Origin of the sequence: Mesorhizobium sp. M0019, from assembly GCF_040323975.1 — a bacterium.
In the GTDB taxonomy this organism is placed as follows: Bacteria; Pseudomonadota; Alphaproteobacteria; order Rhizobiales; family Rhizobiaceae; genus Mesorhizobium.
The window spans coordinates 76509-100320 of record NZ_JAMYVK010000015.1; the positions used below are offsets into that span (position 1 = coordinate 76509).

The window sequence follows — 23812 nt, forward strand, 5'->3', positions numbered from 1 at the left end:
ACGGTTTTGCGCAAGGCCGACTTCAATCGACCCGTTTGCCCGCCTGATCGAACCAATGCAGCTTTTCGGACCTAGCCACGACGCGCAATTGGTCGCCTGGCTTGGCGCTAGCGCGGCCTGAGACGCGCACCACGATGCGGCTGCCGGCTGCCACGCAATGGAGAAAGCTTTCGGCACCGACCGGTTCGACCGCTTCCACTGTTGCCGGCAGCGCGAGCGCGCCGGCCGGCGCCTCTGCCGCGAAGGTGATGTCGGCGTCCTCCGGACGAAAGCCTAGTGTCACTGCCTTGCCCTGTCGAGGCGCCAAGCCAATCACAGTGCCGTCCGCCAATACCGAGCTTGGGGAGGCCCCTGTGAGCGCCAGCAGATTCATCGGCGGTGCGCCTATGAACGAAGCGACGAAGGTCGAGGCCGGTTTCTCGTACACATCAAGCGGCGCGCCGGTCTGCTCGACCAGGCCGGCGTTCATGACGACGAGGATGTCGGCCAGCGTCATCGCCTCAAGCTGGTCGTGCGTGACATAAACCGAGGTGACGCCAAGCGAGCGCTGCAGATTCTTGATCTCGATGCGCATCTGCCCGCGCAATTTCGCATCGAGGTTGGACAGCGGTTCGTCGAACAGGAAGACCTTCGGGTTGCGTACGATGGCGCGACCCATGGCGACGCGCTGGCGCTGACCGCCGGAAAGCTCGCGCGGGCGCCGGTCGAGCAGCGCCGAAAGCTCCAGCACCTTGGCAGTCGAGCGTACCCTGCTGTCGATCTCGTCATTCGGCGTGCCGCGGTTGCGCAGGCCATAGGCCATGTTGTCATAGACCTTCATATGTGGGTAGAGCGCGTAGTTCTGGAACACCATGGCGATGTCGCGCTCGGTCGGGCCAATGGCGTTGACCACCTTGCCGTCGATGGCGACAGTACCGGCAGAAATCGTCTCCAGCCCGGCGATCATCCTCAGCAGCGTAGACTTGCCGCAGCCGGAGGGGCCGACCAGCACGCAAAGCTCCTTGTCGGGAATGGCGATGGAAACGCCCTTCACGGCCTCGACACCGCTGGGATAGATTTTCCTGACATCCTTCAGATCCACGGTCGCCATCGGCTTCTCACTTTTCGGATTCGACCAGACCGCGCACGAACCAGCGTTGCATCAGCACGACCACCAGGATCGGCGGCACGATGGCCAGCATTGCCGTGACCATCACCAGGTGCCATTGGGTGTCGGCATCGGCGAAGGAAACCATCTTTCTCAGCGCGATGACGATGGTGTTCATGTCGTTGCTGTTGGTGACGAGCAGCGGCCAAAGATACTGCGTCCAGCCATAGATGAAGAGGATCACGAACAGCGCGGCGATGTTTGTCCGCGACAGCGGCACCAGAATATCGAAAAAGAAGCGCCATGGCCCGGCACCGTCGACACGCGCCGCCTCGACCAATTCGCCCGGTATGGTCATGAAGAACTGGCGAAACAGCAGCGTTGCGGTGGCCGAGGCGATCAGCGGGACGATCAGGCCGGCATAGGTGTCGATCATGCCGAGATCGACCATCACCTTGTAGGTCGGCAGGATGCGCACCTCGACTGGAAGCATCAAGGTGATGAAGATCAGCCAGAAGAAGGTCATGCGCAGCGGAAAGCGAAAGAACACAATCGCGTAGGCCGACAGGATCGAGATGAAGATCTTTCCCACCGCAACGCCGAGCGCCATGATCGTGGTGTTGAGGAGCAGCCTGCCGACGCTGACCCCGCCGATACGACCGATGCCGCCGAACAGCGCCTCGCTGTAATTGTTCCATAGCTGGTCGCCGGGCAAGAGCGGCAGGGGCGGCCTGAGGATCGTTTGCAGCGTGTGCGTCGAGGCAACGAAGGTGTAGTAGATCGGAAAAGCCACGATCAATATGCCGAGGATGAGCACGGCATGGGCGATGAAGGTGCGGAGCGGGGACTGGCCGATCATCGCTGCCCTCAGCCGTAATGGACTTTGCGTTCCACATAGCGGAACTGGATCGCTGTGAGCGCAATGACGATGGCCATCAGGATGACCGACTGCGCCGCCGAATCGCCCAGGATCAGATTGACGAAGCCGTCATTGTAGACCTTGTAGACCAGCGTCTCGGTCGTCTTGCCCGGCCCGCCGCCGGTGACGGCATGAACGATGCCGAACGTGTCGAACAGGGCATAGACGGTGTTGACGACCAGCAGGAAAAAGGTTGTCGGCGCAAGCAGCGGGAAGACGATGGTCCAGAAGCGCTTGGTTTCGCCGGCGCCGTCCATGGCCGCCGCTTCGATCAGCGTTTTCGGCACCGCCTGCAGGCCGGCGACGAAGAACAGGAAGTTGTAGCTGATCTGCTTCCAGGCAGCAGCCGACACCAGCAGGATCATGGCGTGGGTGCCGTTGAGCAGCGGGTCCCATACGATGCCGAGGCTTCTCAGCAAATAGGCCAACGAGCCGATCGAGGGATTGAACAGGAAAAGCCAAAGCATGCCGGCAATCGCCGGCGCCACGGCGTAAGGCCATATCAACAGTGTGCGATAGAGGCCTTTGCCGCGCACGGCCTTCTCGGCCATGACCGCGAGCAGCAGGGCCACAACCATGGCAACGATCGCGGTCGCAAGAGAGAACACTACGGTGACCTTGATCGAGTTGAGGTAGGCCGGATCGGCCAGCACCTTCCGGAAATTGGCAAACCAGACGAACCTGCTCTTCAGCCCGAACGGGTCTTGCCTGAGCATCGACTGGTAAAGCGCCTGACCGGCCGGCCAGTAGAAGAAAACCAGGGTGATGGCGAGTTGTGGCGCCACCAGCAGGTAGGGCAGGATCTTGTTGGGAAAGACGACGCGTGGAGACAGGCTGATTTCCCTCGCTATCCAGGTATCGCCCACGCCGGCTCGCGTGGGCGATATTCCAACCGACTAACCGAGATAATCCCGTCAGTTCTCCAGCGCTTCCTTGATCGCCGCGTTGCCGCGCGCAACCGCATTGTCGAGTGCCTGCTGGGCGGTTTGCTGGCCGGCCAGCATCTTCTCCAGCTCCTCGTTCTGGATATCGCGCACCTGCGGCAGATTCGGCAGGCGCACGCCCTTCGAATTGTCGGTCGGCGACTTGCCGATCATCTGCAGGATGGGTGTCTCGCGGCCGGGGTTCTTGTCATAGAAGCCTGATTTCTTCGTCGCCTCATACGCGGCGAGCGTCACAGGCAGGTATCCCGACTTCTGGTGCAGATATTCCTGCACATCGGTCTTGGACAGATAGGCAAAGAAGGCGGCGACACCCTTGTATTCCTCGTCCGACTTGTTGCCGAACACCCAGAGGCTGGCACCGCCCGGCGTCGTGTTCTGCGGGGCACCCTTGGCGTCGCTATCGTAAGGAAGCTGGCCGATGCCATAGTTCATGCCGGACTTGACGATATCGCCGAGGCCGCCCGACGATTCGGTGAAGATGCCGCATTCGCCGGCGAGGAATATCTGCTTGGCTTCGGAGGTGCGTCCGCCATATTTGAACGTGCCGTCCTTGGCCAGGTCAGCGAGCGCCTGGAAGTGGTTGACGAAAATCGGCGCATTGATCTTGAGTTCGACATCACCGCCGGCCAGGCCATTCTGCTGGGTGGCCCAAGGCACGTCATTCCACGCCGCGAAATTCTCCAGGTGGATCCAGGTCAGCCAGGTCGAGGTATAGCCGCAAGGGGCGCCGCCGCTCGTCTTGATCTTCTTGGCAGCTTCCCACACCTCGTTCCACGTCTTGGGCGGATTGTTCACGTCGAGGCCTGCCTTCTGGAAGATGTCCTTGTTGTAGTAGAGGATCGGCGAGGAAGAGTTGTAGGGGAACGATAGCATGGTGCCGTCCGGCTTCGAATAATAGCCGACGATGCCGGGCAGATACTGGCTCTTGTCGAAAGTCATCCCGGCGCCGGTCATCACATCGGCCACCGGCTTTATCGCACCCTCGGCCGCCATCATCACGCCGGTGCCGACGTCGAACACCTGGAGGATATCGGGCGCTTGCCCGGCACGAAAGGCAGCGATGCCGGCATTCAGCGTCTCCGGATAGGTGCCCTTGAACACCGGAACGAGCTCATAGTCGCTCTGGCTGGCGTTGAAATCCTTGGAGATCTTGGCGACGACCTCGGCGTTGGCGCCGGTCATGGCGTGCCACCAGCTGATCTGCGTGACGGCGAAGGCGGAGGTGGTGGAAAGCAGGGTCACGGTGGCGGCGATACCGGCCGCAAAGCCGAAGAACTTCATGTTTCATCTCCCGTTTGTCATTGGCGAAAGGGGCACTTCCGCAAAGCCAATATGTGGCGCTGATGACAATCGGACAACGGTTTTATTGCGGATCAATGAACATCATTCCTTCCTAAAGTGCACTCGCTACCGAAACCGGGCGCCAGAAATCACATCACCGTCTTTTCGGCGCAGCGGCGTCGGTTTTCCCCCGAAAAGACCCGCCTCATGGCCCGCGGGTTAACCATTCGTTAAAATCTCCAAGAGCTAATCAGTCACACCTCCCCTGTTCGTTTTGGCAGACCGAGTGAACCAGGATGCTGACGGTCTATAATTGTATTGTAAGTCAGCACGATCCGAGACTGGTTGCGCTTGCCGCACTCGTCTGTGGAATTTCTTGCTTCTCAGCGGTTAATCTCCTTAAGCATGTCGGCCGATCGACCGAGCGAAACCGGCTTGTCTGGCTGATGATCGCCGCGGCCTCGACCGGGTTCGGCATATGGGCGACGCATTTCATCGCCATGACCGCGTTTACGCCGGGAATACCGAACGCATACAATCCGGGATTATCCGCCTTTTCGCTTGCCGCCGCCGTTATCATGACCGCGCTTGGGATGTGGGTCGCCACCTTGCGCCGCGGCATCGACTATTTCCTCGCCGGTGGCGCCATTCTGGGCGGCGCCATCGCGACGATGCACTACATCGGCATGGCAGCTTTCGAGGTCGAAAGCCGGGTCGTATGGAACCTGCTCCTTGTCGCGATATCGCTTCTGGCCGGCGTGACCCTCGCGGCACTGGCGCTCCTTGTCGTCTTGCGCCGTCCGTCAGCGCTCGCGACTTTCGGCGGCGCCGCGCTTTTGACGCTGGCGATTTGCAGCTTGCATTTCATCGCGATGGCTGCGGTGTCGATCATTCCGGATTCCTCGATTGAAATATCCGAACATTCCATCGAGCCCATTTCCCAGGCCTTTGCCGCAGCGGTCGCCAGCCTGATAATCCTTGTGCTATCGGGTGCCGCGCTGTGGATCGACCTGCGCTTTCGCCGCCAGAAGCTCGAGGCCGATCGCATGCACGATCTCGCCAATGCGGCGGTGGAAGGTCTGATCGTTTGCGATGGCACCCGCATTGTCAGCGCCAATGACAGTATGGCGAAGCTGACCGGAACAGCGACAGCCACCCTGAACACGATGCAATTCGGCGAGCTTTTCGACGGACAGAGCGCAGCCGATATGTCCGGCTTCGGCGAACAGGCGCAGGAAGCGAAGTTAAGGGGCAGTGACGGGGCGAGAATTCCTGTCGAGCTGATCGCCAGGAAAATCACCTACTGCGGCAGGCCTCATACGGTGCTTGCCGTTCGCGACATCCGTGAGCGCAAGAAGGCAGAACAAGAGATCCTCCGCCTCGCGCATTTCGATCCGCTTACCGGGCTTGCCAATCGGCGGAGCTTTTCTTCCCGGCTGGAAGCAGAATTCGCCTCGATGGATCGTGGCGGCAAGGATGGACATCTGGCGCTCCTGCTGCTTGACCTTGACCGGTTCAAGCAAGTCAACGACCTCTATGGCCACGGGGCCGGCGATGCTATGCTGCAGAAGCTGGCGCACTGCATTTCCGGCATCCCGCGCCACGGACAGATGCTCGCGCGTCTCGGCGGCGATGAATTTGCCATCATAGCTCCGAACCTCCCCGACCCCCTGGCCGCAGGCCGGATAGCCGAGGACTTGCTGGCGGCGATCCGGGAGGAAAACAGGGTTTCGGTCGGCTCCGGCCTCGTCTCGGCCAGCATCGGCATCGCCTTCTTTCCGCTGGATGCCGAAGACCAGGCCGGCCTGATCAGCCATGCCGACACGGCACTCCATCGCGCCAAAACCGAAGGCAGGGACACTTATCGGTTTTTCGAGATAGCCATGGGCACCGCGGCCCGCGACAAGCGCGTGATGGAGCATGAATTGCGCCAGGCGATCGCCCGCAAGGAGTTCCACCTCGTCTATCAGCCGCAGAAGGAGATCCGCGGCGGCAGGATGATCGGCTTCGAAGCCCTGGTCCGTTGGCAGCACCCTGAGCGGGGTGACATTTCTCCGGCCGTTTTCATCCCCGTGGCCGAGGACAGTGGCGCTATCGCGCAGATCGGCGACTGGGTGCTGACGACGGCTTGTAACGATGCTGTTCGCTGGACAAACCCGCTGATGGTCGCCGTCAACGTCTCCGCCGTGCAACTTCACAATCCGAACTTCAGCCGCAAGGTGCACGACGCATTGACGAGATCCGGCCTGGCCCCCGGCAGGCTCGAACTGGAGATCACCGAAACGGCCCTGGTGAAGGACATGCCGCGCGCGCTGGCAACCTTGAGGCAGGTCAAGGCGCTTGGCGTGCATGTGGCGATGGACGATTTTGGCACCGGCTATTCTTCGCTGTCCAACCTCAGCGCCTTTCCCTTCGACAAGATCAAGATCGACGGGTCGTTCATCAAATCGGTCGACAAGAACGCCCAGTTCGCGGCGATCGTTCGCGCCGTGCTGGGGCTTGGACGCGGTCTCGGCCTACCGGTTCTGGCAGAAGGCATCGAGACGCCGGGTGAATTGCAGTTCCTGGACGCCGAGGCTTGCGAGATCGGGCAAGGCTACTACCTCGGCAAACCGGCTCCGATCGAGACATTCGGGGAACTGACGGGCGTGGCCGCTCCGGCAATCCGCACCGCCAGCCGACGCGGCGCAAGCATTGCCGTGCTCAAGCCGCGCCTGCGCACGGTCTGAGCCTATCCCGGCTGAAGCGCCGCCTCGACCAGTCGCTTGGCATCCGGCCCCGACCATTCGGCCGGGCCATTCATATGGGCGATCAGGCAGCCTTGCCCATCGATCAGCATGGTGACCGGCAGACCGAGCGCCAGGCCGCGCGTCTTGACGTCGTTGAACAGCGCCATCGTGGTATCGCGATAGTAGCCGAGCGACTTGACGCCGGTGTCCTCCAGGAACTTCTTCGGTTTGGCATCGTCGCCGGCATCGACGTTGACGGCAACAACCTGAAACGCATCGCTGCCCATCTCCTTCTGCAGCGCATCGAGCGCCGGCATTTCGGCGCGGCAAGGTGCGCACCATGTCGCCCACAGATTGAGCAGCACCGTCTTGCCGGCATGATCGGCGATCGTCGTCGGCTTGCCGTCGGGGCCGTTGAAGGCAAGGCTTTTCAGCGATTGCGGCGGATCCGCCGGCAAAAGCGCGGCAACCTGGCCGGTGGCAGCGGCGGCGATCTTCTTGGCACGGTCGGTCTTGGCGGCGCAGGCGACGTCGTCCTTGCCGCCGCCGGCGGCCACTTGCGCGGGCGCCTTGTTGCCAGAACTGCTTTCCCTGACATATACCGCGACCGCGCCGGCCAGCACGCCCGCAACCAAAGCGGCGAGGATGAGACGCAAAGCCGGGAAAAATCTATTGCCGTCTGCCATTTTTGAAAAACTGCTCCGGAGCACGGGTTATAGCGATGAACGACAAGAAGGCCAGCAACCAGATGTGGGGCGGACGTTTTGCCTCGGGTCCGGCCGCAATCATGGAAGCGATCAACGCGTCGATCTCGTTCGACCGCAAACTCTATGCGCAGGATATTCGCGGCTCGATCGCCCATAGCCAGATGCTGGCGCAAACGGGCATTATTTCGGCGGCCGATCAAGAAAAAATCGCTCACGGGCTGAACACGATCCTGGCAGAGATCGAGGCCGGCACATTCGAGTTCTCGACCAGGCTGGAGGACATCCACATGAATGTCGAGGCCCGTCTGGCCGATTTGATCGGCCCCGCCGCCGGCCGCCTGCATACCGCCCGCTCGCGCAACGACCAGGTGGCGGTCGACCTCAGGCTGTGGGTCAAGGACGAGTGCTGTCGCGTCGCCGAGGCGCTGAAGGGCCTGATCACGGCGTTCCTGGATCGGGCCGAGGAGCATGCGGCAACGGTGATGCCGGGCTTCACCCACATGCAGGCGGCGCAGCCGGTGACCTTCGGCCACCACTGCATGGCCTATGTCGAGATGTTTGCGCGCGACCTGTCTCGCGTCCGCGATGCGATTGAGCGGATGGATGAAAGCCCGCTCGGCGCCGCCGCCCTTGCCGGCACCAGCTTTTCCATCGACCGGCACCAGACGGCGAAGGCGCTTGGCTTCCGCGAGCCGATGCGCAATTCGCTCGACAGTGTTTCGGACCGCGATTTCGCGCTCGAGTTCCTGGGCTTGGCGGCGATCTGCGCGACGCATCTGTCGCGGCTGGCCGAAGAGATCATCATCTGGTCGACGCCGCAATTCGGCTTCGTCAGGCTGTCGGATAGTTTCTCGACGGGTTCGTCGATCATGCCGCAGAAGAAGAACCCGGACGCTGCCGAACTGGTGCGCGGCAAGACCGGCCGCGTCACCGGGCACCTCGTCGGCCTGCTGACGGTGATGAAGGGCATGCCGCTGACCTATGGCAAGGACATGCAGGAAGACAAGGAATCCGTCTTCGACGCGGCCGAGACGCTCGACCTGATGCTGGCGGCAATGACCGGCATGGTGCGCGACATGACGGTGAACACTGCCGCGATGAAAAAGGCGGCCGGCGCCGGCTATTCGACTGCGACCGACCTCGCCGACTGGCTGGTGCGCACGCTCGGGCTGCCGTTCCGCGAGGCGCACCATATCACTGGCCGGGCGGTGGCGCTGGCCGAGGACAGGAAGATCGGGCTCGACAGGCTTTCGCTGGAGGATCTGCAGTCCATTCACCCCGGTATCAGCGCCGACGTGTTTTCGGTTCTTGCCGTGCAGAATTCTGTAAAGAGCCGCACGAGCTTCGGCGGCACCGCGCCGTCCGAGGTGCGCAAGCAGATCCGCTACTGGAAAAAGCGGCTCGCCAAGGCGTAAGACGCGGGGTGCAATGGCCGCAAAACTCGGCTAGAAGCGGCTGCGGGCAACAGTTTCGGACGGATGGCACGATGACCGGAAGCAGGATTTTGGTGACGCTGACGCTGCTGGCGGCAATGGCCACCGTTGCGGCCTGCGGCAGGAAGGCTGCGCTCGACACGCCGTACGCGGCAGCCGTGCAGGCCCGCAAGGACGCCGAGAAGGCCAAGCAACCTTTGCCGCCGGAGCCGGAAAAACCTGTCGAGGACAAGAAATTCATCCTCGACCCGCTGCTCTGATTTCGGACCAATCTCGTGAACCATTTCGACTACCGCGACGGCGCGCTGCATGCCGAGGACGTGGCGATATCAGACATCGCCGCCAGCGTCGGCACGCCGTTCTACTGTTATTCGACGGCGACGCTGACCAGGCATTTTCGCGTCTTCACCGAGGCCTTTGCCGGGCTCGATGCTCTCGTCTGCTATGCCATGAAGGCGAATTCCAACCAGGCCGTGCTGAGGGTGCTGGCAGGGCTCGGCGCCGGCGCCGACGTGGTCTCGGAGGGCGAATTGCGCCGCGCTTTGGCGGCCGGCATCCCGGCAAGCAAGATCCTGTTTTCGGGCGTCGGCAAGACCGCGCGCGAAATGGATTTTGCGCTCTCGGCCGGCATTCTCTGTTTCAACGTCGAATCCGAACCGGAGCTGGAGCTGCTGTCGGCCCGCGCCACCGCGCTGGGCAAGATCGCGCCGATCTCGCTGCGCATCAATCCGGATGTCGACGCCAGGACGCACAAGAAGATTTCGACTGGGAAGGCCGAGAACAAGTTCGGCATTCCGTGGCAGCATGCGCGGAAGGTCTATGCGCGCGCGGCTGAGCTGCCGGGCATCAAGGTCACCGGCATAGACACCCATATCGGCAGCCAGATCACCGAATTGCAGCCCTTCGACGACGCCTTTGCGCTGCTGGTGGAGTTGGTCGGCGCCTTGCGCTCCGACGGTCATGCCATCGAGCACATCGATGTCGGCGGCGGCCTTGGCATTCCCTACCGCCTCGACAACAACCCGCCGCCTTTGCCCGATGCCTATGCCCAGATCGTCAGGAAGCATGTTGCCAAACTTGGGCTGAAAGTGATGTTCGAGCCAGGCCGGCTGATCGTCGGCAATGCCGGCATCCTGGTCTCGCAGGTGATCTTCGTGAAGGAGGGCGACGCCAAGAACTTCCTCGTCGTAGACGCCGCGATGAACGACCTGATCCGGCCGACGCTTTACGACGCTTTCCACGACATCAGGCCGGTGGCGCAGCAGCCGGCCGCTGCACCACGCATGAAGGTCGACGTCGTTGGCCCGGTTTGTGAGACCGGCGACTATCTCGGGCTCGACCGTGACCTGCCCCGGCTGAAATCCGGCGACCTGATCGCTGTCTCCACCGCCGGCGCCTATGGCGCCGTTCAGGCCGGCACCTACAATACCAGGCTGCTGGTACCGGAAGTGCTGGTCGACGGCGACCGCTTCCACGTTGTGCGCCCGCGCCAGACCTATGACGAGCTGATCGGACTGGACTCGGTGCCGGACTGGTTGGAGTAGAACTCTGCAGCTACAGCCGGTGCTGAATGAGCGCCCTGGTCTCAGCGATTCTGTCCTCATTCCGGCGATAGAATATCCACTGCTTGATGCGCTTGCTGCGCAAAAGCCCTGCCTGGGTGAGCACGCGCATATGCTCGCTGAGCGTTGCCTGGGTGATCCCCAGCTTTTCCGCGATCAGCAGCGCGCAGACGCCGTCCTCGACCAGATCGCCGTCCGTCTGCGGCGGAAAATGCGCGCGCGGGTCCTTCAGCCAATCGAGGATCTGGAGCCTGCGCTCGTTGGCGATTGCTTTGAAGACATCGACCTCTTGCATTTAGGCACTTTGCCAAGTAACTAAGTAATGTCAACTCTGAATGTCAACTCTGGGAGTGAAATCATGCTGCACGGCCACACGATCACACGCGAGCGCATTGCGGCGATAGAACCCCGCATCCGGCCCTTCGTGCGCCACACGCCGGTGCTGCGCGTCGACATGGCCGATTTCGGCCGCCCGGCTCTGCCTGTCGACCTGAAGCTTGAGTGCTTGCAGCATTCCGGCTCGTTCAAGGCGCGTGGTGCGTTCACCAATCTCCTCGAACGGCCGGTTCCTGCGGCCGGCGTCGTCGCCGCGTCGGGCGGCAATCACGGCGCCGCCGTCGCCTACGCCGCCATGCGACTCGGCCACAAGGCGACCATCTTTGTTCCCGAAGTGAGCCCGCAGGCCAAGCTGGACCGCATCCGCGGCTACGGCGCCGAGCTGATCGTCGGCGGCGCCCGTTATGCCGAGGCGCTGGCCGCCAGCGAGAGCTTCGCCGAAAAATCCGGCGCGCTGCAGATCCACGCCTTCAACCAGGAGGAGACGCTGGTCGGGCAAGGCACGCTCGGCCTCGAGATCGAGGCTGACCTGCCGAAGCTCGACACCCTGCTGGTCGCCGTCGGCGGCGGCGGGCTGATCGGCGGCATCGCTGCCTGGTTTTCCGGCCGCATCAGGATAATCGCGGTCGAGCCGGAGGGTGCGCCGACGCTTCATCGCGCCTTCGAGGCGGGCCGACCCGTCGACGCGCCGGCTGAGGGCATCGCCGCCGATTCGCTCGCGCCAAAGCGTGTCGGCGAAATGATGTTTCCTATCGCCGAGGCATTCGTCGAGCGCTCGATCCTGGTCGGCGACGACGACATTATCGCCGCCCAGGCGGCGCTGTGGGACCGCGTGCGAATCATCTCCGAGCCGGGCGGTGCGGCCGCCTTCGCGGCGCTCCTGTCCGGCCGCTACGCACCGGCTGCAGGCGAGCGCGTTGCCGTACTGGTCTGCGGCGCAAACGCCAATCCGGCGAAATTCTGACAATATCCGGGGCATTATTGTTCACGTTTTGGGGAACCGCCTCGCCTTCGCCGTGTTTGTTGGTATCCTTAGGGCGATGTGCATCCGCTTGGACGCACGAAGTACGCGCCAAGATTTTAGGTCTTCGCATCGTGCTTCCCGAAAATCGACTTTTCGGGCCCATGCGATAGACTCGTAAGGCCTGGGCTATCCCGCCCGGCCAGGAAGGGCCGATGACACAACGACCCATTTTCACCAGCGATCGCAGTCTGGCCAGGCGCCTTGCCTTGAGCCGGCTGGGGACGCAGGTCTCGATAATCGTCGAACGCGGCTGGCCATTGCTGCTGCCACTGATCATCGTCGCCAGCCTGTTCCTCAGCATTTCGTGGCTCGGCCTGTTCCCATTTTTGCCCGATCTGGCGCGGATCGGTCTTATCACGGCATTCGGCGTCGCAGCGCTTGCCGCACTCTATCCACTGCGTTTCTTCCGCACGCCATCCAGTGCCGAGGTCGACCGCCGCATCGAGGCGGCCAACCGATTGCTGCACAGCCCGGTGCAGGTCCAGACCGATCGCCCGAGCGGCAAGGAAAGCATTTTTTCGCAAGCCCTGTGGCGCGAGCATCAGCGGCGCATGGCGGACCGGCTGGGCGAGCTTGGCGGCGACGTGCCGCGCACACGCGTGCCGGAACGCGACCCGTGGGCGCTGCGCGCCGTTGCCGCGCTTTTGTTGGTCACTGCCTTTGCCTTCTCATTCGGGCCATCGGGCGGCAGGCTGAGCGACGGTTTTGTTGCCCGTGCCGCCCGCGACGTCGTGCCGCCGCGCATTGATGCCTGGGTGACGCCGCCGGCCTATACCGGCAGGCCGCCGGTATTCCTGAACGCCCCGGTCCTGGCCAACAACGCCACTCAAGCGCCGCCGACCTTCACGGTTCCGGAGGGCAGCGATGTGTCGCTGCGCGTCACCGGCGGTTCGGGCGAGGAAACGCTGAGCTACGCCGACACCGGCGGCAACACCCGCGCCATCGATCCGACAGGGCCGCAAGCCGCCAAGACTGAGGCAAGTCCGGCAACGCCTTCCACCGTGCGCCAGTTCAGCGGCAAGTTAACGGCCGACGGCACGCTGACGCTGCAGTCCAGCGACGGCGAGCTCGGCCGCTGGGCCTTCGCCATAATTCCCGACAAGCCGCCGCAGATCCGCTTTGTCGGCGAGCCGAAGCGCGCCGTCAACGGCGCCTTCGAACTCAACTACCAGATCGACGACGACTATGGCGCGGCCTCCGCCAAGGCGGTTTTCGCATTGGCCGATCCGCAAGTGCCCAACGCGCATCCGCTCTATGGCCCGCCGGAAATGCCGCTGACGTTGCCGCGCCGCGGCGGCAAGGCCAATGCCGCTAAGACGACGAAGGATCTGACCGACCATGTCTGGGCAGGTGGCAACGTCAAGCTGTCGCTTGTCGCCACCGACGGTGCCGGACACACGGCGACCAGCGAAACCAAGACGCTGGTGATGCCGGAGCGGCCATTCTCCAATCCGTTGGCACGGGCTGTGGTCGAGCAGCGCCGCATACTGGCGCTCGACGCCTATGCCAAGGACCGCGTGCTCGACCTGATGGATGCAATCACGCTCAGGCCGGAAGACACGTTCGACAACATGGCGCACTACCTCGCCATCATGAGCGCCCGCACCCGGCTGAAGATGGCCGACAGCGACGACCAGTTGCGCGACGAGGTCGCTTATCTCTGGGAGATCGCGCTCGGCATCGAGGAAGGCAATCTGTCGGCGGCCGAGAAGCGGCTGCGCCAGGCGCAGCAGGCGCTGCAGGATGCGATCAAGAACGGCGCCAGCGACCAAGAGATCGAGAAGGCGATGAAGGAACTGCGCGAGGCGATGAACCAGTTCCTGCAGGAATTCGCGGCGCGGGCGCAGCAGAATCCGAATGCGCCACAGATGCAGCAGAACGGTCAGGAACTGCGCCAGAGCGACATCGACCGCATGATGGACCAGATCGAGAACCTGGCGAAATCCGGCAATCGCGACCAGGCGCAGCAATTGCTGTCCGAGTTGCAGGACATGATGAACAATCTGCAGGCAGGCCGCCAGCAGCAAGGCGGCCAGCAAGACAGCGAGATGCGCCAGCAGATGGACAAGCTGGGCGAGATCATGCGGCGCCAGCAGGAGATGATGAACGACACTTTCCGTATGGACCAGATGCAGCGCGGCCAGCAACAGCGCGGGCAGAACCGCGACGAGCAGCTCGGCGAGAACGGTGAGCCAGGCCCGATGGGCGAAGAGGGCAAACCCGGCCCGGGTGACGACCGCGATCCGCTCGGCCGGCCGAAGCCGATGACGCCGCAGGAATTTGCTGATGCGCTGAAGCAATTGCAGGAAGGCCAGGGCAAGCTGCAGGGCGAGCTCGATCAATTGAGGAAGAGCCTCGAAGGCATGGGTCTCGACCCCAATGAGGGGTTTGGCGAGGCCGGCAAATCCATGGGCAATGCCGAACAGGCGCTCGGCGAGGGCGAAGGCGATCAGGCCGTCGGTCACCAGGGCCGCGCATTGGAAGCCTTGCGCAGGGGCGCCAAGGACATGATGAAGCAACTGCAGGCGATGCAAGGCGACCAGGGCGGCAACGGGCAGGGCGGACGCCAGCAGAATGCCGACCGTGACCCGCTCGGGCGGCCCCGCACCAGCGAGGGTCCCGATGACGGAAGTTCGGTGAGAGTGCCTGACGAGATCGATGTGCAGCGTGCCCGCCAGATCCTCGAAGCGATCCGCAAGCGGCTCGGCAACGCACTCAGCCCCGATATCGAGCGCAGCTATCTGGAGCGGTTGCTGGAGCTGAAGTAAGGCTGCCCCCCAATATTCGGAAGATCGCCGTGCGGTCCGTGGAGGCCGCCACCGCCGGACTGAGCGGCACTTTTAACGGTTGGTGAACGCCTCGCGGATCGCCTCTTCCATGCCGTCGATGGCCTCGCCGGAAGCGTTCGGATTGCGCCGCAGCACCACGTTCGAGGAATCGATGTCGCCGAACCCGTCGGCGGCCGTAAGCTCGCGGCAGCCGGCCGGGATGTTGCTGCGCGAGATCGGCGCAATCGCCAACCCGGAGGTGACGGCGAGCCGCAGGCCGCCATTGGTATCGCTGGTGTAGGCGACACGATAGGCGAGACCGCGCTGTTCCAGCGACTTTATAGCGAAATCCTTGCACCAACCGGCACGGTTGTAGAGCGCGATCGGCACCGGCCGCTCCTCATGCATGTGATGCAGCTCCGACGTCACCCATACGGTCGGGTCATGCATCAGCACCTCACCGCCGGACAGATCCTGCCATTCGAACACCACCGCCAGATCGAGCTCGCCGGCAGCGAGCGCCGCGATCTGCGCACCGGAATGCGCGTAGCGGACGGTGATGTCGACCTGAGGATGGCGCTTGGCAAAGGCGCCGAGTGCCCGCGACAGGATCGCGTGGCCATATTCCTCCGGGATACCGATGCGCACCGGCCCGCCAAGCGGCGCCGCGACCATCGATGCCGCCGTCTCGTCGAGCAGTGAAACGATGCGCCTGGCGTTGGCTATGAGTTCGCCGCCGCGCTGCGTCAACGCTACACCGCGCGACCCGCGCTCGAACAGGCTGTCGCCGATCATGCCTTCGAGCCTCTTCATCTGCATCGAGACCGCCGACTGGGTGCGGCCGGCCCGCTCCGCCGCTTTGGTGAAATTGCCGGTGTCGGCGACCGCCACGAAGGTGCGCAACAGGTCGCTGTCGAGATTGGGTCGCATGTGCCCGCCATAAGAAAATCTGATTGCTGGCATCATTCCAATTCGTTTGCAACATGTCAAACGGCGGACGATAGTCGCCTTACCCATTGGATATGCGGCCGGGAAATCGGCTGCGGACCAATCAAAAGTCCTCACTCGTACCCGCTGCCCGAAACGGTGGCGGGTTCTTTTTACCCGGATGCAGGCCTGCTTTCGGCCGCGCACGCGGGAGACAGGAGCGCCTATGCAGAATCGGCTTGTGCTCGGCATCCTCAGCCTCTGTCTCGGCGTGCTGGTCTTTTCGCTGCAGGACCCGCTGGTCAAGGCGGTGTCGAGCCACTATCCGGTCACCGAGGTGATGGCGATCCGCTCGATCGTCGCCCTGCCGATCCTGGTTTTCCTTGTCCACGCCGATGTCGGATTCCAGGCGATCCTGTCGAAGCGGTTCGGCATGCTGACGATGCGTGCCTTCATCCAGTTCACCTCCTATACGGCCTACTACCTGGCAATCGCCGCCCTGCCGCTGGCTGACGCGGTGGCGCTCTATTTCATGGCGCCGCTGTTCATCATGGCGTTGGCCGGCCCCTATCTCGGCGAACGCGTGTCCTGGCAGGCGCTCGCCACCGTCCTGGTCGGCATGCTCGGCGTGCTGGTGATGGTGCGCCCGGGCGCCGGCTTGTTCGACTGGGCAGCGCTGCTGTCGCTAGGTTCGGCTCTGCTCTACGGTTTCTCGCAGCTGATGGCACGCAAGATCGGCGACACCGAATCCTCGACTGTCATGGCTTTCTATCAGAACGGCGCCTATCTGGTCGGCGCCGCCTTGGCGGCGGCATTGTTTTGGCTGGCAGGCATTGACCACGCCGTGCATCCGAGTCTCGAATTCCTCGTCCGGCCATGGGTCTGGCCGGCGACGCCGGATCTCCTCAAGATGGGGGCATGCGGCTTCGTTGCCTCGGCCGGCATGATCCTGTTGTCGCAGGCCTACCGGCTGGCGCCCGCCAACAGCGTCGCCACCTTCGAATACACCGGTATCATCTGGTCGCCGCTATGGGGTTTTCTGTTCTTTGCCGAAGTGCCGCGACCAGCGACGGCGGCAGGCGCAGCCCTCATCATCGGCGCCGGCCTGTTTGCCCTCAATGCCAGCCGGCGCCGGAGCGGCGCGCCAGCCATTGCGGCGACCTGCGACCCCGCCTGAAGGCGGTCGGCCTTGGGCTTAGGCGAAGCAGGCGAGCGCCTGTTCGACGCGGGCGCGGATTTCAGCCAGCGTGAACGGCTTTTGCACGACGTCGAGAATAATGCCGTCCAATTCCTCGGCGCGCTCGCGCTGGTCGGCATAGCCGGTCATCAGCATGATCTTCATCGCCGGGAACAGCGCCGCTGCCGCCTTGGCCATCTCGATGCCGTCTATTTCCGGCATGCGGATGTCGGACAGCACAAGGTCATAGCTCCCTTGCGCCGCCCGGATCAGAGAAAGGCCATGTGCGCCGTCGGCGGCAACAGTGACATTATGCCCGGCGCGTTCGAGCGCGCGAGCGGCGAGAGTGCGGACGGATTCATCGTCCTCGACGATCAGGAGCTTTGCCATGGGCAGGATATTTGGCGGGGAAAAGTTGATGTTTCCTGAAGGCGCCAAGGGTCGATGAGGCCTTTTCAGAATTCGCTCCGGCGAGTCAGATGGCGTGGTTTTCGAGAACCGGAGCGGAGCGGACGTTCGAGTCGGAGAGCACCGGCAGGTGGCCGCCGGAGTAGAATTATCAAAAGGCCTCAAGCGTCGCCCTTGACGATGCCGACGAAGGGCAATTCCCGAAACGCGTGGGCGACGTCCATGCCATAACCGACGACGAAATAATCGGGGCAGTCAAAGCCGACATAGTCGGCGTTGAGCGTGGTCTGGCGGCGCATGCGCTTGTCGAGCAGCACGGCGATGGCACAGCTCCTCGCGCCGCGCGACAGCATGAGGTCGCGGGTGAAACTCAGCGTCTTGCCGGATTCCAGAATGTCATCGATCAAAAGCACATCGCGGCCGGCGACCTCGTTGTCGATGTCGCGCAGCACCCTCACCTCACCGCTGGTCGTGCCGGCGCCATAGCTGGAGATGAAGATGAACTCGACCTCCGGCGACAGGCCGACATCGTGCATGGCACGGATAAGATCGGCGGCGAAGATGAACGATCCCTTCAGCACCGAGATTACCAGAAGGTCGTGGTAGTCGTGCCCGGCGATCTCCTTGGCAAGTTCCAGGTTCCGCCGCGCGATGGCGGACGCCGAAAACAGGACTTCGATGTCCTTGCCGCGCACAACTGGCATTGGCTGCCCTCCCACAATGATCGCCTTGTAGGCGAAGCCGACCGAAAACGGTCTTCAACCTGTTTCTAGGCATGTCGAGCCGGCTGGCAAGGCCAAATCTTTCGCAGGGCGCCCGCGAACGGTCGGATGTCCCAGAGCGTCGCGAATCGTTTATCTGGTGACCTGTTGATTTTCTGGCGCCGCTCTAACGAACCAGCGCATGGCCGCCCGAAATCCAGAAGGCGGCAAAGGCGGCACCGACGCCGACAATCCAGAAGATCGGCCCACCATGCACCCACAACGGCCGTTCGACGGCGGTTTCGGGCTTGCGCAACATGTCCATGCCTTCGATCGAAGGCATGGAAATCATGCGCGCAGGCGGCGGCGCAAAGTCTGGACGTGTAAAATGGCGGGGCAGCACCTCATAGTCGGCATCGATGACCTCGGCGGTCACGTCGCGCATGATGCGTTCCGGCTCGGCGGCCGGATCGGTCATGATTTCGCCGGAAACCGGGCGCGCGGTTCGATCCTCAGCCATCATGGCCCAACACTACCGCACCTGTTCGCTGTTCGTTTCTTTTGGGTAAACGGAAATGGTTAACGCTTCCCCACCGGAACCCCTGTGACTCGCTCGAAAAGCCCCCAAATTAACCGTCGGTTAACCATGCCGGCCGATGGTCTTTCCACAGAAGGGGCTGGCATCTTGCCGCCGAGAATTTCAGGTCGTCGAAAGTGATCCGCTTCGAAAATGTCGGCCTCCGCTATGGCATGGGTCCGGAGATTCTCCGCGACATCTCCTTGCACATTCCGGAGCGCTCCTTTCAGTTCCTGAGCGGACCTTCAGGCGCCGGCAAGACGACGTTGCTGCGGCTTTTGTTCATGTCGCTGAAGCCGACGCGCGGCCTGATCACCATTTTCGGCAAGGATCGCTCGCGCATCTCGCGTACCGAGTTGCCGCATCTGAGACGTCGCATCGGCGTGGTGTTCCAGGATTTTCGCCTGCTCGACCATATGACTACCTACGAGAACGTGGCCTTGCCGCTGCGCGTGCGCGGCCGCGAGGAGGCGACCTATCGCACCGACGTCACCGAGCTGCTGAAATGGGTCGGCCTCGGCGAGCGCATGCATGTGCTGCCGCCGGTGCTGTCTGGCGGCGAGAAGCAGCGCGCCGCCATCGCCCGGGCGTTGATCGAGCAGCCCGAGATCCTCCTCGCCGACGAGCCGACCGGCAATGTCGACCCGCCGCTGGCACGACGCTTGCTGCGGTTGTTCATCGAGCTCAACCGGCTGGGCACCGCCGTGGTGATCGCCACACACGACCTCGGCCTGATGGAACAGGTCGACGCACGGCGAATGATCCTGGCCGGCGGAAGGCTGGACATCTATGACTGAGCTCTCCGTCGAACATTTCGAGGGTCACGACGCCGCGGCGGCAAAGCCCCGCGTCCAGCGCAAAATGGCGCCGATCGTGCCGGCGCAGAACATCGCCGGCCGGGCGCTGGTGCTGGTCATCGCCATCATGACGTTTCTGTCCTGTCTGACGTTTGGCGCAGTCACGCTGGTGCGTGACACCGCCTCCGTCTGGGAGAACCAGATCTCGCGCGAGGCGACCATCCAGATCAAGCCGGTCGACGGCCTCGACATGGAGGCCGCACTTGCGCTGGCCTCGCAGATCGCCGGCGAATTCCCTGGGGTGAAAAGCGCCAGGATCGTCGACCGCGAAGCAACGGCCCGGCTGCTCGAGCCTTGGCTGGGCTCGGGCCTGAACATCGATGAGCTGCCGGTGCCGCGCTTGATCATCATCACCATCGATGAGAACAACCCGCCCGATTTCGCCGCACTGCGTGCGGCAATCACGCCGAAGCTGCCGAGTGCCTCGCTCGACGATCATCGCACCTGGGTCGACCGGCTGGTTGCCATGGCCCGCACCACGGTAACGATCGGTATTGCAGTGCTGGCGCTGATGCTGTCGGCGACGGTGCTGACCGTTGTGTTCGCAACGCGCGGCGCCATGGCCGGCAATGGTCACATCATCGAGGTGCTGCATTTTGTCGGCGCCGAGGCGCGCTTCATCGCGCGCGAATTCCGCCGGCATTTTCTGGTCACCGGCATGAAGGGCGCCGCGGCAGGCGGCGCCGCGGCGATCCTGGTCTTCATCGTCTTCTCCTGGTGGTCGTCACGCAACATGGCAACGCCGCAGGCCGACCAGGCGACCGCCCTGTTCGGCAATTTCGCCATCGGCTCGGCGGGTTATCTCGGGGTCGCTGTCATGGTGCTGGTGATCGGCGCGCTGACGGCGGCAACCTCCCATTTCACCGTGGTTACCTATCTCAGCGACATCGACATTCGCCAGCCGGACGCCGGCTAAAGGAAAGATCGATCACGGATGAAAACGCATCGTCACGAAAATTGCATTTTTTTCCTACCAAAGGCCGTATTTCGGGATTAACCATTTCATGATGGACGTTCGGGACTCGACCGATACCGCTGGATGCATGCCAGTGCTGGTTGCGCGCCCGCCTGTATTCGCCGAGCCTGATGAATTTGCCAAGCCGGATCAGTTCGCCAAACATGGGCGGCTGCTGGCAGCCCGTTCCTTGCGCATCTCGGCTCTCCTTCTGCTCGCCTTTATGGCGCTGTTTGTCGCCGGCTTCGGCTGGTTCGCCAATACCGTCAGCCGCCTGACTACGCCCGCCGATCCGGCAAGGGCCGACGCTATCATCGTGCTGACCGGCGGCCAGTCGCGCCTCGACGCTGCGATGGGCCTGCTTGCGTTAGGCAAGGGCGAGCGGCTGCTGATCAGCGGCGTCCATCCCTCCGCCAGCCGCCGCCAGCTTCAGGCCGCGACCGGCGGCGACAAGAGGCTGTTTTCCTGCTGCGTCGACATCGACCGCGCCGCGCTCGACACGATCGGCAATGCCGAGGAAAGTGCCAAATGGGTCGAGGACCATGCCTACGGCACGGTCATTCTCGTCACCAACAATTATCATATGCCGCGTAGCTTGCTGGAAATGGGCCGGCTGCTGCACGGCGCCAGGCTCGAGCCCTATCCGGTGGTCAACACCAACCTCGAGAATGGCGGCTGGCTGACCAAGCCAGAAGCGCTGCGCGTGCTGTTCACCGAATACAACAAATACCTGCTGGCGCTGGCGCGCGGCATCATGCCGGTGAAGCAATCGCCCAACGGCGTCACGCTGGCCGACGCCGCGGGCGGAAACTGAACGGCACCGGCACTTTTATTCCCTAGCTCTTATTCCCTGGCTGCTGCATCTGATCGCAAGCGTGCGATCTCCTGTTCGAGCCGTTCGATGCGCTTGTCGCGTTCGCCCAGCGCCGCCGCCACGTCGGCCGCTTCGAAACGCTGCGGGATGTGCTGCGAGCAATTTGAATCCCAAGCCGAAACCGTAAACAGGATGACCTGCTCGGGTCGCGCCTTATAGTCTTGCGGCATCAGCTTTGCCGTCAGCTCGGCATCGCCCTCGACGACGCGCGCCCTGCCCCAGATCTTGATGCGCTGCCGGTGCGCATAATCGATCAGGAATAGGAAAGCCTGTGGGTTGTCGCTGAGGTTGCCCTGGGTGATGAACTGCCTGTTGCCGGAAAAATCGGCAAAGCCGATCGTCCGTTCGTCGAGCACCGTGAGGAAACCGGCAGGCCCGCCGCGATGCTGGATGTAAGGCTGCCCGTCCGCATTGGCGGTCGACAGAAAGACGCTGGTCTGCGCCTCGATGAAGGCGGCGAGATCGGGCGTGATTGCCGCCTGCCAGCCGCCACGCTCCTCGACACGGGCATAGGCCTGGCGCGAGCCCTTGCGCGCCTGAATCGCCTTCACCGTCGGAGTGAAAGCAACATCGCTGGTGTGAGCGTTCATGGAAGCCTCCTCAAGCGCCAAGCTGCGCTGCATTGCTAGTCAGGAAATAGGTCCTTCCATCTTCGAGATGCAGATGCCATGTCTGCAATCTATCCTTCCGTTTTTCGGGAGGGCAAATTTTCGGGAGAGCTATGGATCGCCTCCAGTCCATGTCGCTGTTCGTTGCCGCGGCGGAGACAGGCAGCCTCTCGGCTGCCGGGCGCCGCTTCGGCATTCCGCTGACGACGGTCAGCCGCAAGGTTTCGGACCTGGAAAAGCACCTGAAGACACGGCTGTTGAACCGCCCGGCGCGGCAGCTGTCGCTGACCGATGCAGGCCATGCCTATCTCGCCGCCTGTCGTCGCATTCTCGACGAGGTCGGCGAGGCCGAGCGAATAGCCGCCGGCGAATACAATGCCCCGACCGGCGAACTCATCGTCACTGCGCCGATCGTCTTCGGCCGCCTGCATGTGCTGCCGGTCGTCACCAGCTTCCTCTCCGTCTATCCTGAGGTAGGTGTGCGGCTGACACTCGCCGACCGGATAACCCAGTTGGTCGAAGAGCACATCGACCTCGCCATCCGCATCGGCGAGCTTGCCGATTCGAGCCTGATCGCCACCCGCCTGGGTTCAATCCGCCGCGTCGTTTGCGCGAGCCCGGCCTATCTCGCCGAGCACGGCACACCGAAAACGCCGCAAGAGCTTGCAGCACACAGTGCCATCACCTTCGAAGGGCTCACCGCCGCAGCCTGGAGCTTCGCCACCGGCAAGACCGAAGTCAGCGTGCCGGTCCGCTCCAGGTTACGGGTCAACACGGCTGAGGCAGCGATCGATGCGGCGATTGCCGGCGTCGGCGTGACGAGGCTGCTTTCCTACCAGATCGCCGCCGCAGTCCGGTCGGGTACGCTGCGCCCGGTGCTTCAAGAGTTTGAGCCAGACCCATGGCCGGTGAGCCTCGTCCATGCCGGCCAGGGGCTACTGCCGGTGAAGCTGCGCGCATTCCTCGACTTCGCCGCCCCGCGCCTGAGACAGCGCCTGCTGCAGGCGGCGTGGCAAACGTGAAGAAGACGGCCCATCGCAAGGCCGGGCCGATCGGCCGCCTCGCAGCGTTTCCTTTTTGCCGGCGCTTGGTGTAACCAACGCACACCTCCTCACCGGGCACTTGCTGTATGCTCCATATCCGCTCGCTGGCGTTCAATCTCGCCTTTTACCTCAATCTGATCGTCCAGATGATCGTCTGGACCCCGTATTATTTCCTGTCGCCGCGCCATCGCGCCTGGTTCGTGCCGAAATTCTGGTCGCGCACCAGCATGTGGCTCTACGACAAGATCGCCGGCACCAGAAGTGAGATCACCGGCCAGGAAAACCTGCCTGACGGCTCCTTCATCCTGGCGCCGAAGCACCAGTCCTTCTGGGACACGATCGCTTTCCTGCCTTATCTCGACGATCCCGTTTACATATTGAAACGGGAGCTGACCTGGATCCCGTTCTTCGGCTGGTACATTTTGAAGATGCGGATGATTCCTGTCGACCGCGGCAGCCGCTCGAAGGCATTGAAGACGGTGATCGCCGCGACCAAACAGGAATTGGCGCGCAATCCGCGCCAGCTGATCATCTATCCCGAGGGCACCCGCCGGGCGCCGGGCGACGAACCGGTCTACAAATACGGCATCGTCGAACTCTACGCGCAACTTGGCATTCCGGTGGTGCCGGTCGCTCACGTCGCCGGCCTCTATTGGCCGCGCCGCAAATTCCTGCGCTATCCCGGCACGATCAAGGCGCGCTTCCTGCCACCGATCCCGCCCGGCCTCGGCAAGGACGAATTCATGCAACGGCTGATCGGCGAGACGGAGGCCGCCTGCGACCAGCTCCTCGTCGAAGCGTCGCAGACGCCGAACCCGCCGCCGATGCCGCCGACGGCAATGAAACGGCTTGGTGAGCTGGATGCGAAACCTGAATTGAAAGGCTGAGACACCCG

The 23812-nt window shown here is 63.0% G+C and carries 23 protein-coding genes; 12 read left to right on the top strand and 11 right to left on the bottom strand.

The window, feature by feature from the left end; all coding sequences use genetic code 11:
* Nucleotides 1–22 precede the first annotated feature (22 nt).
* The 4 genes from ugpC to ugpB all read right to left on the bottom strand — a co-directional run bounded on the left by ugpC (nt 23) and on the right by ugpB (nt 4231).
* Nucleotides 23–1090 carry a sn-glycerol-3-phosphate ABC transporter ATP-binding protein UgpC gene (gene ugpC / locus NKK47_RS13595; protein ID WP_352452447.1) on the bottom strand — a complete coding sequence of 356 codons (1068 nt, stop codon included), beginning with the start codon at nt 1088–1090 and terminating at the stop codon, nt 23–25.
* A gap of 7 nt (nt 1091–1097) precedes the next feature.
* Entirely contained in the window at nt 1098–1946 is an 849-nt protein-coding gene (ugpE, locus tag NKK47_RS13600; RefSeq protein ID WP_023677937.1) for a sn-glycerol-3-phosphate ABC transporter permease UgpE, read from the bottom strand.
* Between the two features lie 8 nt (nt 1947–1954).
* Nucleotides 1955–2839, bottom strand: coding sequence for a sn-glycerol-3-phosphate ABC transporter permease UgpA (ugpA, locus tag NKK47_RS13605; RefSeq protein WP_023677936.1), 885 nt, complete (start codon nt 2837–2839; stop codon nt 1955–1957).
* 81 nt (nt 2840–2920) lie between these two features.
* Complete coding sequence (gene ugpB, locus NKK47_RS13610) at nt 2921–4231, bottom strand: sn-glycerol-3-phosphate ABC transporter substrate-binding protein UgpB (RefSeq protein ID WP_352577206.1); 1311 nt, start codon at nt 4229–4231, stop codon at nt 2921–2923.
* A 296-nt stretch (nt 4232–4527) separates the two neighbouring features.
* Between ugpB and NKK47_RS13615 the strand changes: the two genes are divergently transcribed.
* Complete coding sequence (locus NKK47_RS13615) at nt 4528–6960, top strand: bifunctional diguanylate cyclase/phosphodiesterase (protein ID WP_352577208.1); 2433 nt, start codon at nt 4528–4530, stop codon at nt 6958–6960.
* A 2-nt stretch (nt 6961–6962) separates the two neighbouring features.
* Here NKK47_RS13615 and tlpA read toward each other — a convergent pair whose 3' ends face one another.
* A complete protein-coding gene (gene tlpA, locus NKK47_RS13620) occupies nt 6963–7646 on the bottom strand; it encodes a thiol:disulfide interchange protein TlpA (protein WP_352577210.1) in 684 nt (227 codons plus the stop codon).
* A 35-nt stretch (nt 7647–7681) separates the two neighbouring features.
* Between tlpA and argH the strand changes: the two genes are divergently transcribed.
* From argH to lysA, 3 genes are all read left to right on the top strand, one after another.
* Nucleotides 7682–9082 carry an argininosuccinate lyase gene (gene argH / locus NKK47_RS13625; RefSeq protein ID WP_352577212.1) on the top strand — a complete coding sequence of 467 codons (1401 nt, stop codon included), beginning with the start codon at nt 7682–7684 and terminating at the stop codon, nt 9080–9082.
* Between the two features lie 71 nt (nt 9083–9153).
* A complete protein-coding gene (locus NKK47_RS13630) occupies nt 9154–9360 on the top strand; it encodes a hypothetical protein (RefSeq protein WP_023677931.1) in 207 nt (68 codons plus the stop codon).
* A gap of 15 nt (nt 9361–9375) precedes the next feature.
* Nucleotides 9376–10644: a diaminopimelate decarboxylase gene (gene lysA, locus NKK47_RS13635; RefSeq protein ID WP_023677930.1), complete on the top strand. Its 1269-nt coding sequence runs from the start codon at nt 9376–9378 to the stop codon at nt 10642–10644.
* A 10-nt stretch (nt 10645–10654) separates the two neighbouring features.
* On the opposite strand, the gene NKK47_RS13640 is transcribed toward lysA, so the two are convergent.
* Complete coding sequence (locus NKK47_RS13640; protein WP_023677929.1) at nt 10655–10957, bottom strand: ArsR/SmtB family transcription factor; 303 nt, start codon at nt 10955–10957, stop codon at nt 10655–10657.
* Between the two features lie 63 nt (nt 10958–11020).
* Between NKK47_RS13640 and NKK47_RS13645 the strand changes: the two genes are divergently transcribed.
* Complete coding sequence (locus NKK47_RS13645; protein ID WP_352577214.1) at nt 11021–11962, top strand: threonine/serine dehydratase; 942 nt, start codon at nt 11021–11023, stop codon at nt 11960–11962.
* A 212-nt stretch (nt 11963–12174) separates the two neighbouring features.
* Nucleotides 12175–14790 carry a TIGR02302 family protein gene (locus NKK47_RS13650; protein ID WP_352577216.1) on the top strand — a complete coding sequence of 872 codons (2616 nt, stop codon included), beginning with the start codon at nt 12175–12177 and terminating at the stop codon, nt 14788–14790.
* 72 nt (nt 14791–14862) lie between these two features.
* Here NKK47_RS13650 and NKK47_RS13655 read toward each other — a convergent pair whose 3' ends face one another.
* A complete protein-coding gene (locus NKK47_RS13655; protein ID WP_023677927.1) occupies nt 14863–15720 on the bottom strand; it encodes a LysR substrate-binding domain-containing protein in 858 nt (285 codons plus the stop codon).
* Between the two features lie 223 nt (nt 15721–15943).
* On the opposite strand from NKK47_RS13655, the gene NKK47_RS13660 reads away from it, so the two are divergent.
* Nucleotides 15944–16894 carry a DMT family transporter gene (locus tag NKK47_RS13660; RefSeq protein WP_352577218.1) on the top strand — a complete coding sequence of 317 codons (951 nt, stop codon included), beginning with the start codon at nt 15944–15946 and terminating at the stop codon, nt 16892–16894.
* Between the two features lie 18 nt (nt 16895–16912).
* Here NKK47_RS13660 and NKK47_RS13665 read toward each other — a convergent pair whose 3' ends face one another.
* From NKK47_RS13665 to NKK47_RS13675, 3 genes are all read right to left on the bottom strand, one after another.
* Nucleotides 16913–17284 carry a response regulator gene (locus NKK47_RS13665; protein WP_023677925.1) on the bottom strand — a complete coding sequence of 124 codons (372 nt, stop codon included), beginning with the start codon at nt 17282–17284 and terminating at the stop codon, nt 16913–16915.
* A 179-nt stretch (nt 17285–17463) separates the two neighbouring features.
* On the bottom strand, nt 17464–18006 hold the full coding sequence (gene hpt / locus NKK47_RS13670; RefSeq protein ID WP_254816654.1) for a hypoxanthine phosphoribosyltransferase: 543 nt from the start codon (nt 18004–18006) through the stop codon (nt 17464–17466).
* 184 nt (nt 18007–18190) lie between these two features.
* Nucleotides 18191–18481, bottom strand: coding sequence for a hypothetical protein (locus NKK47_RS13675; RefSeq protein ID WP_352456694.1), 291 nt, complete (start codon nt 18479–18481; stop codon nt 18191–18193).
* A gap of 236 nt (nt 18482–18717) precedes the next feature.
* On the opposite strand from NKK47_RS13675, the gene ftsE reads away from it, so the two are divergent.
* From ftsE to NKK47_RS13690, 3 genes are all read left to right on the top strand, one after another.
* Entirely contained in the window at nt 18718–19377 is a 660-nt protein-coding gene (gene ftsE / locus NKK47_RS13680) for a cell division ATP-binding protein FtsE (protein ID WP_023677923.1), read from the top strand.
* Nucleotides 19370–20353: a cell division protein FtsX gene (locus NKK47_RS13685; RefSeq protein ID WP_352577220.1), complete on the top strand. Its 984-nt coding sequence runs from the start codon at nt 19370–19372 to the stop codon at nt 20351–20353. The genes ftsE and NKK47_RS13685 overlap by 8 nt, the downstream gene beginning before the upstream one ends.
* A gap of 88 nt (nt 20354–20441) precedes the next feature.
* Nucleotides 20442–21206 carry a YdcF family protein gene (locus NKK47_RS13690; RefSeq protein ID WP_352577222.1) on the top strand — a complete coding sequence of 255 codons (765 nt, stop codon included), beginning with the start codon at nt 20442–20444 and terminating at the stop codon, nt 21204–21206.
* A gap of 29 nt (nt 21207–21235) precedes the next feature.
* Here NKK47_RS13690 and NKK47_RS13695 read toward each other — a convergent pair whose 3' ends face one another.
* Nucleotides 21236–21856, bottom strand: coding sequence for a pyridoxamine 5'-phosphate oxidase family protein (locus NKK47_RS13695; RefSeq protein ID WP_352540196.1), 621 nt, complete (start codon nt 21854–21856; stop codon nt 21236–21238).
* A 131-nt stretch (nt 21857–21987) separates the two neighbouring features.
* On the opposite strand from NKK47_RS13695, the gene NKK47_RS13700 reads away from it, so the two are divergent.
* Together NKK47_RS13700 and NKK47_RS13705 are read left to right on the top strand one after the other, a co-directional pair.
* Nucleotides 21988–22896: a LysR family transcriptional regulator gene (locus NKK47_RS13700; protein ID WP_352577224.1), complete on the top strand. Its 909-nt coding sequence runs from the start codon at nt 21988–21990 to the stop codon at nt 22894–22896.
* Between the two features lie 107 nt (nt 22897–23003).
* Nucleotides 23004–23804, top strand: a complete 801-nt coding sequence (locus tag NKK47_RS13705; protein ID WP_352577226.1) for a lysophospholipid acyltransferase family protein — start codon at nt 23004–23006, stop codon at nt 23802–23804.
* Nucleotides 23805–23812: the final 8 nt, after the last annotated feature.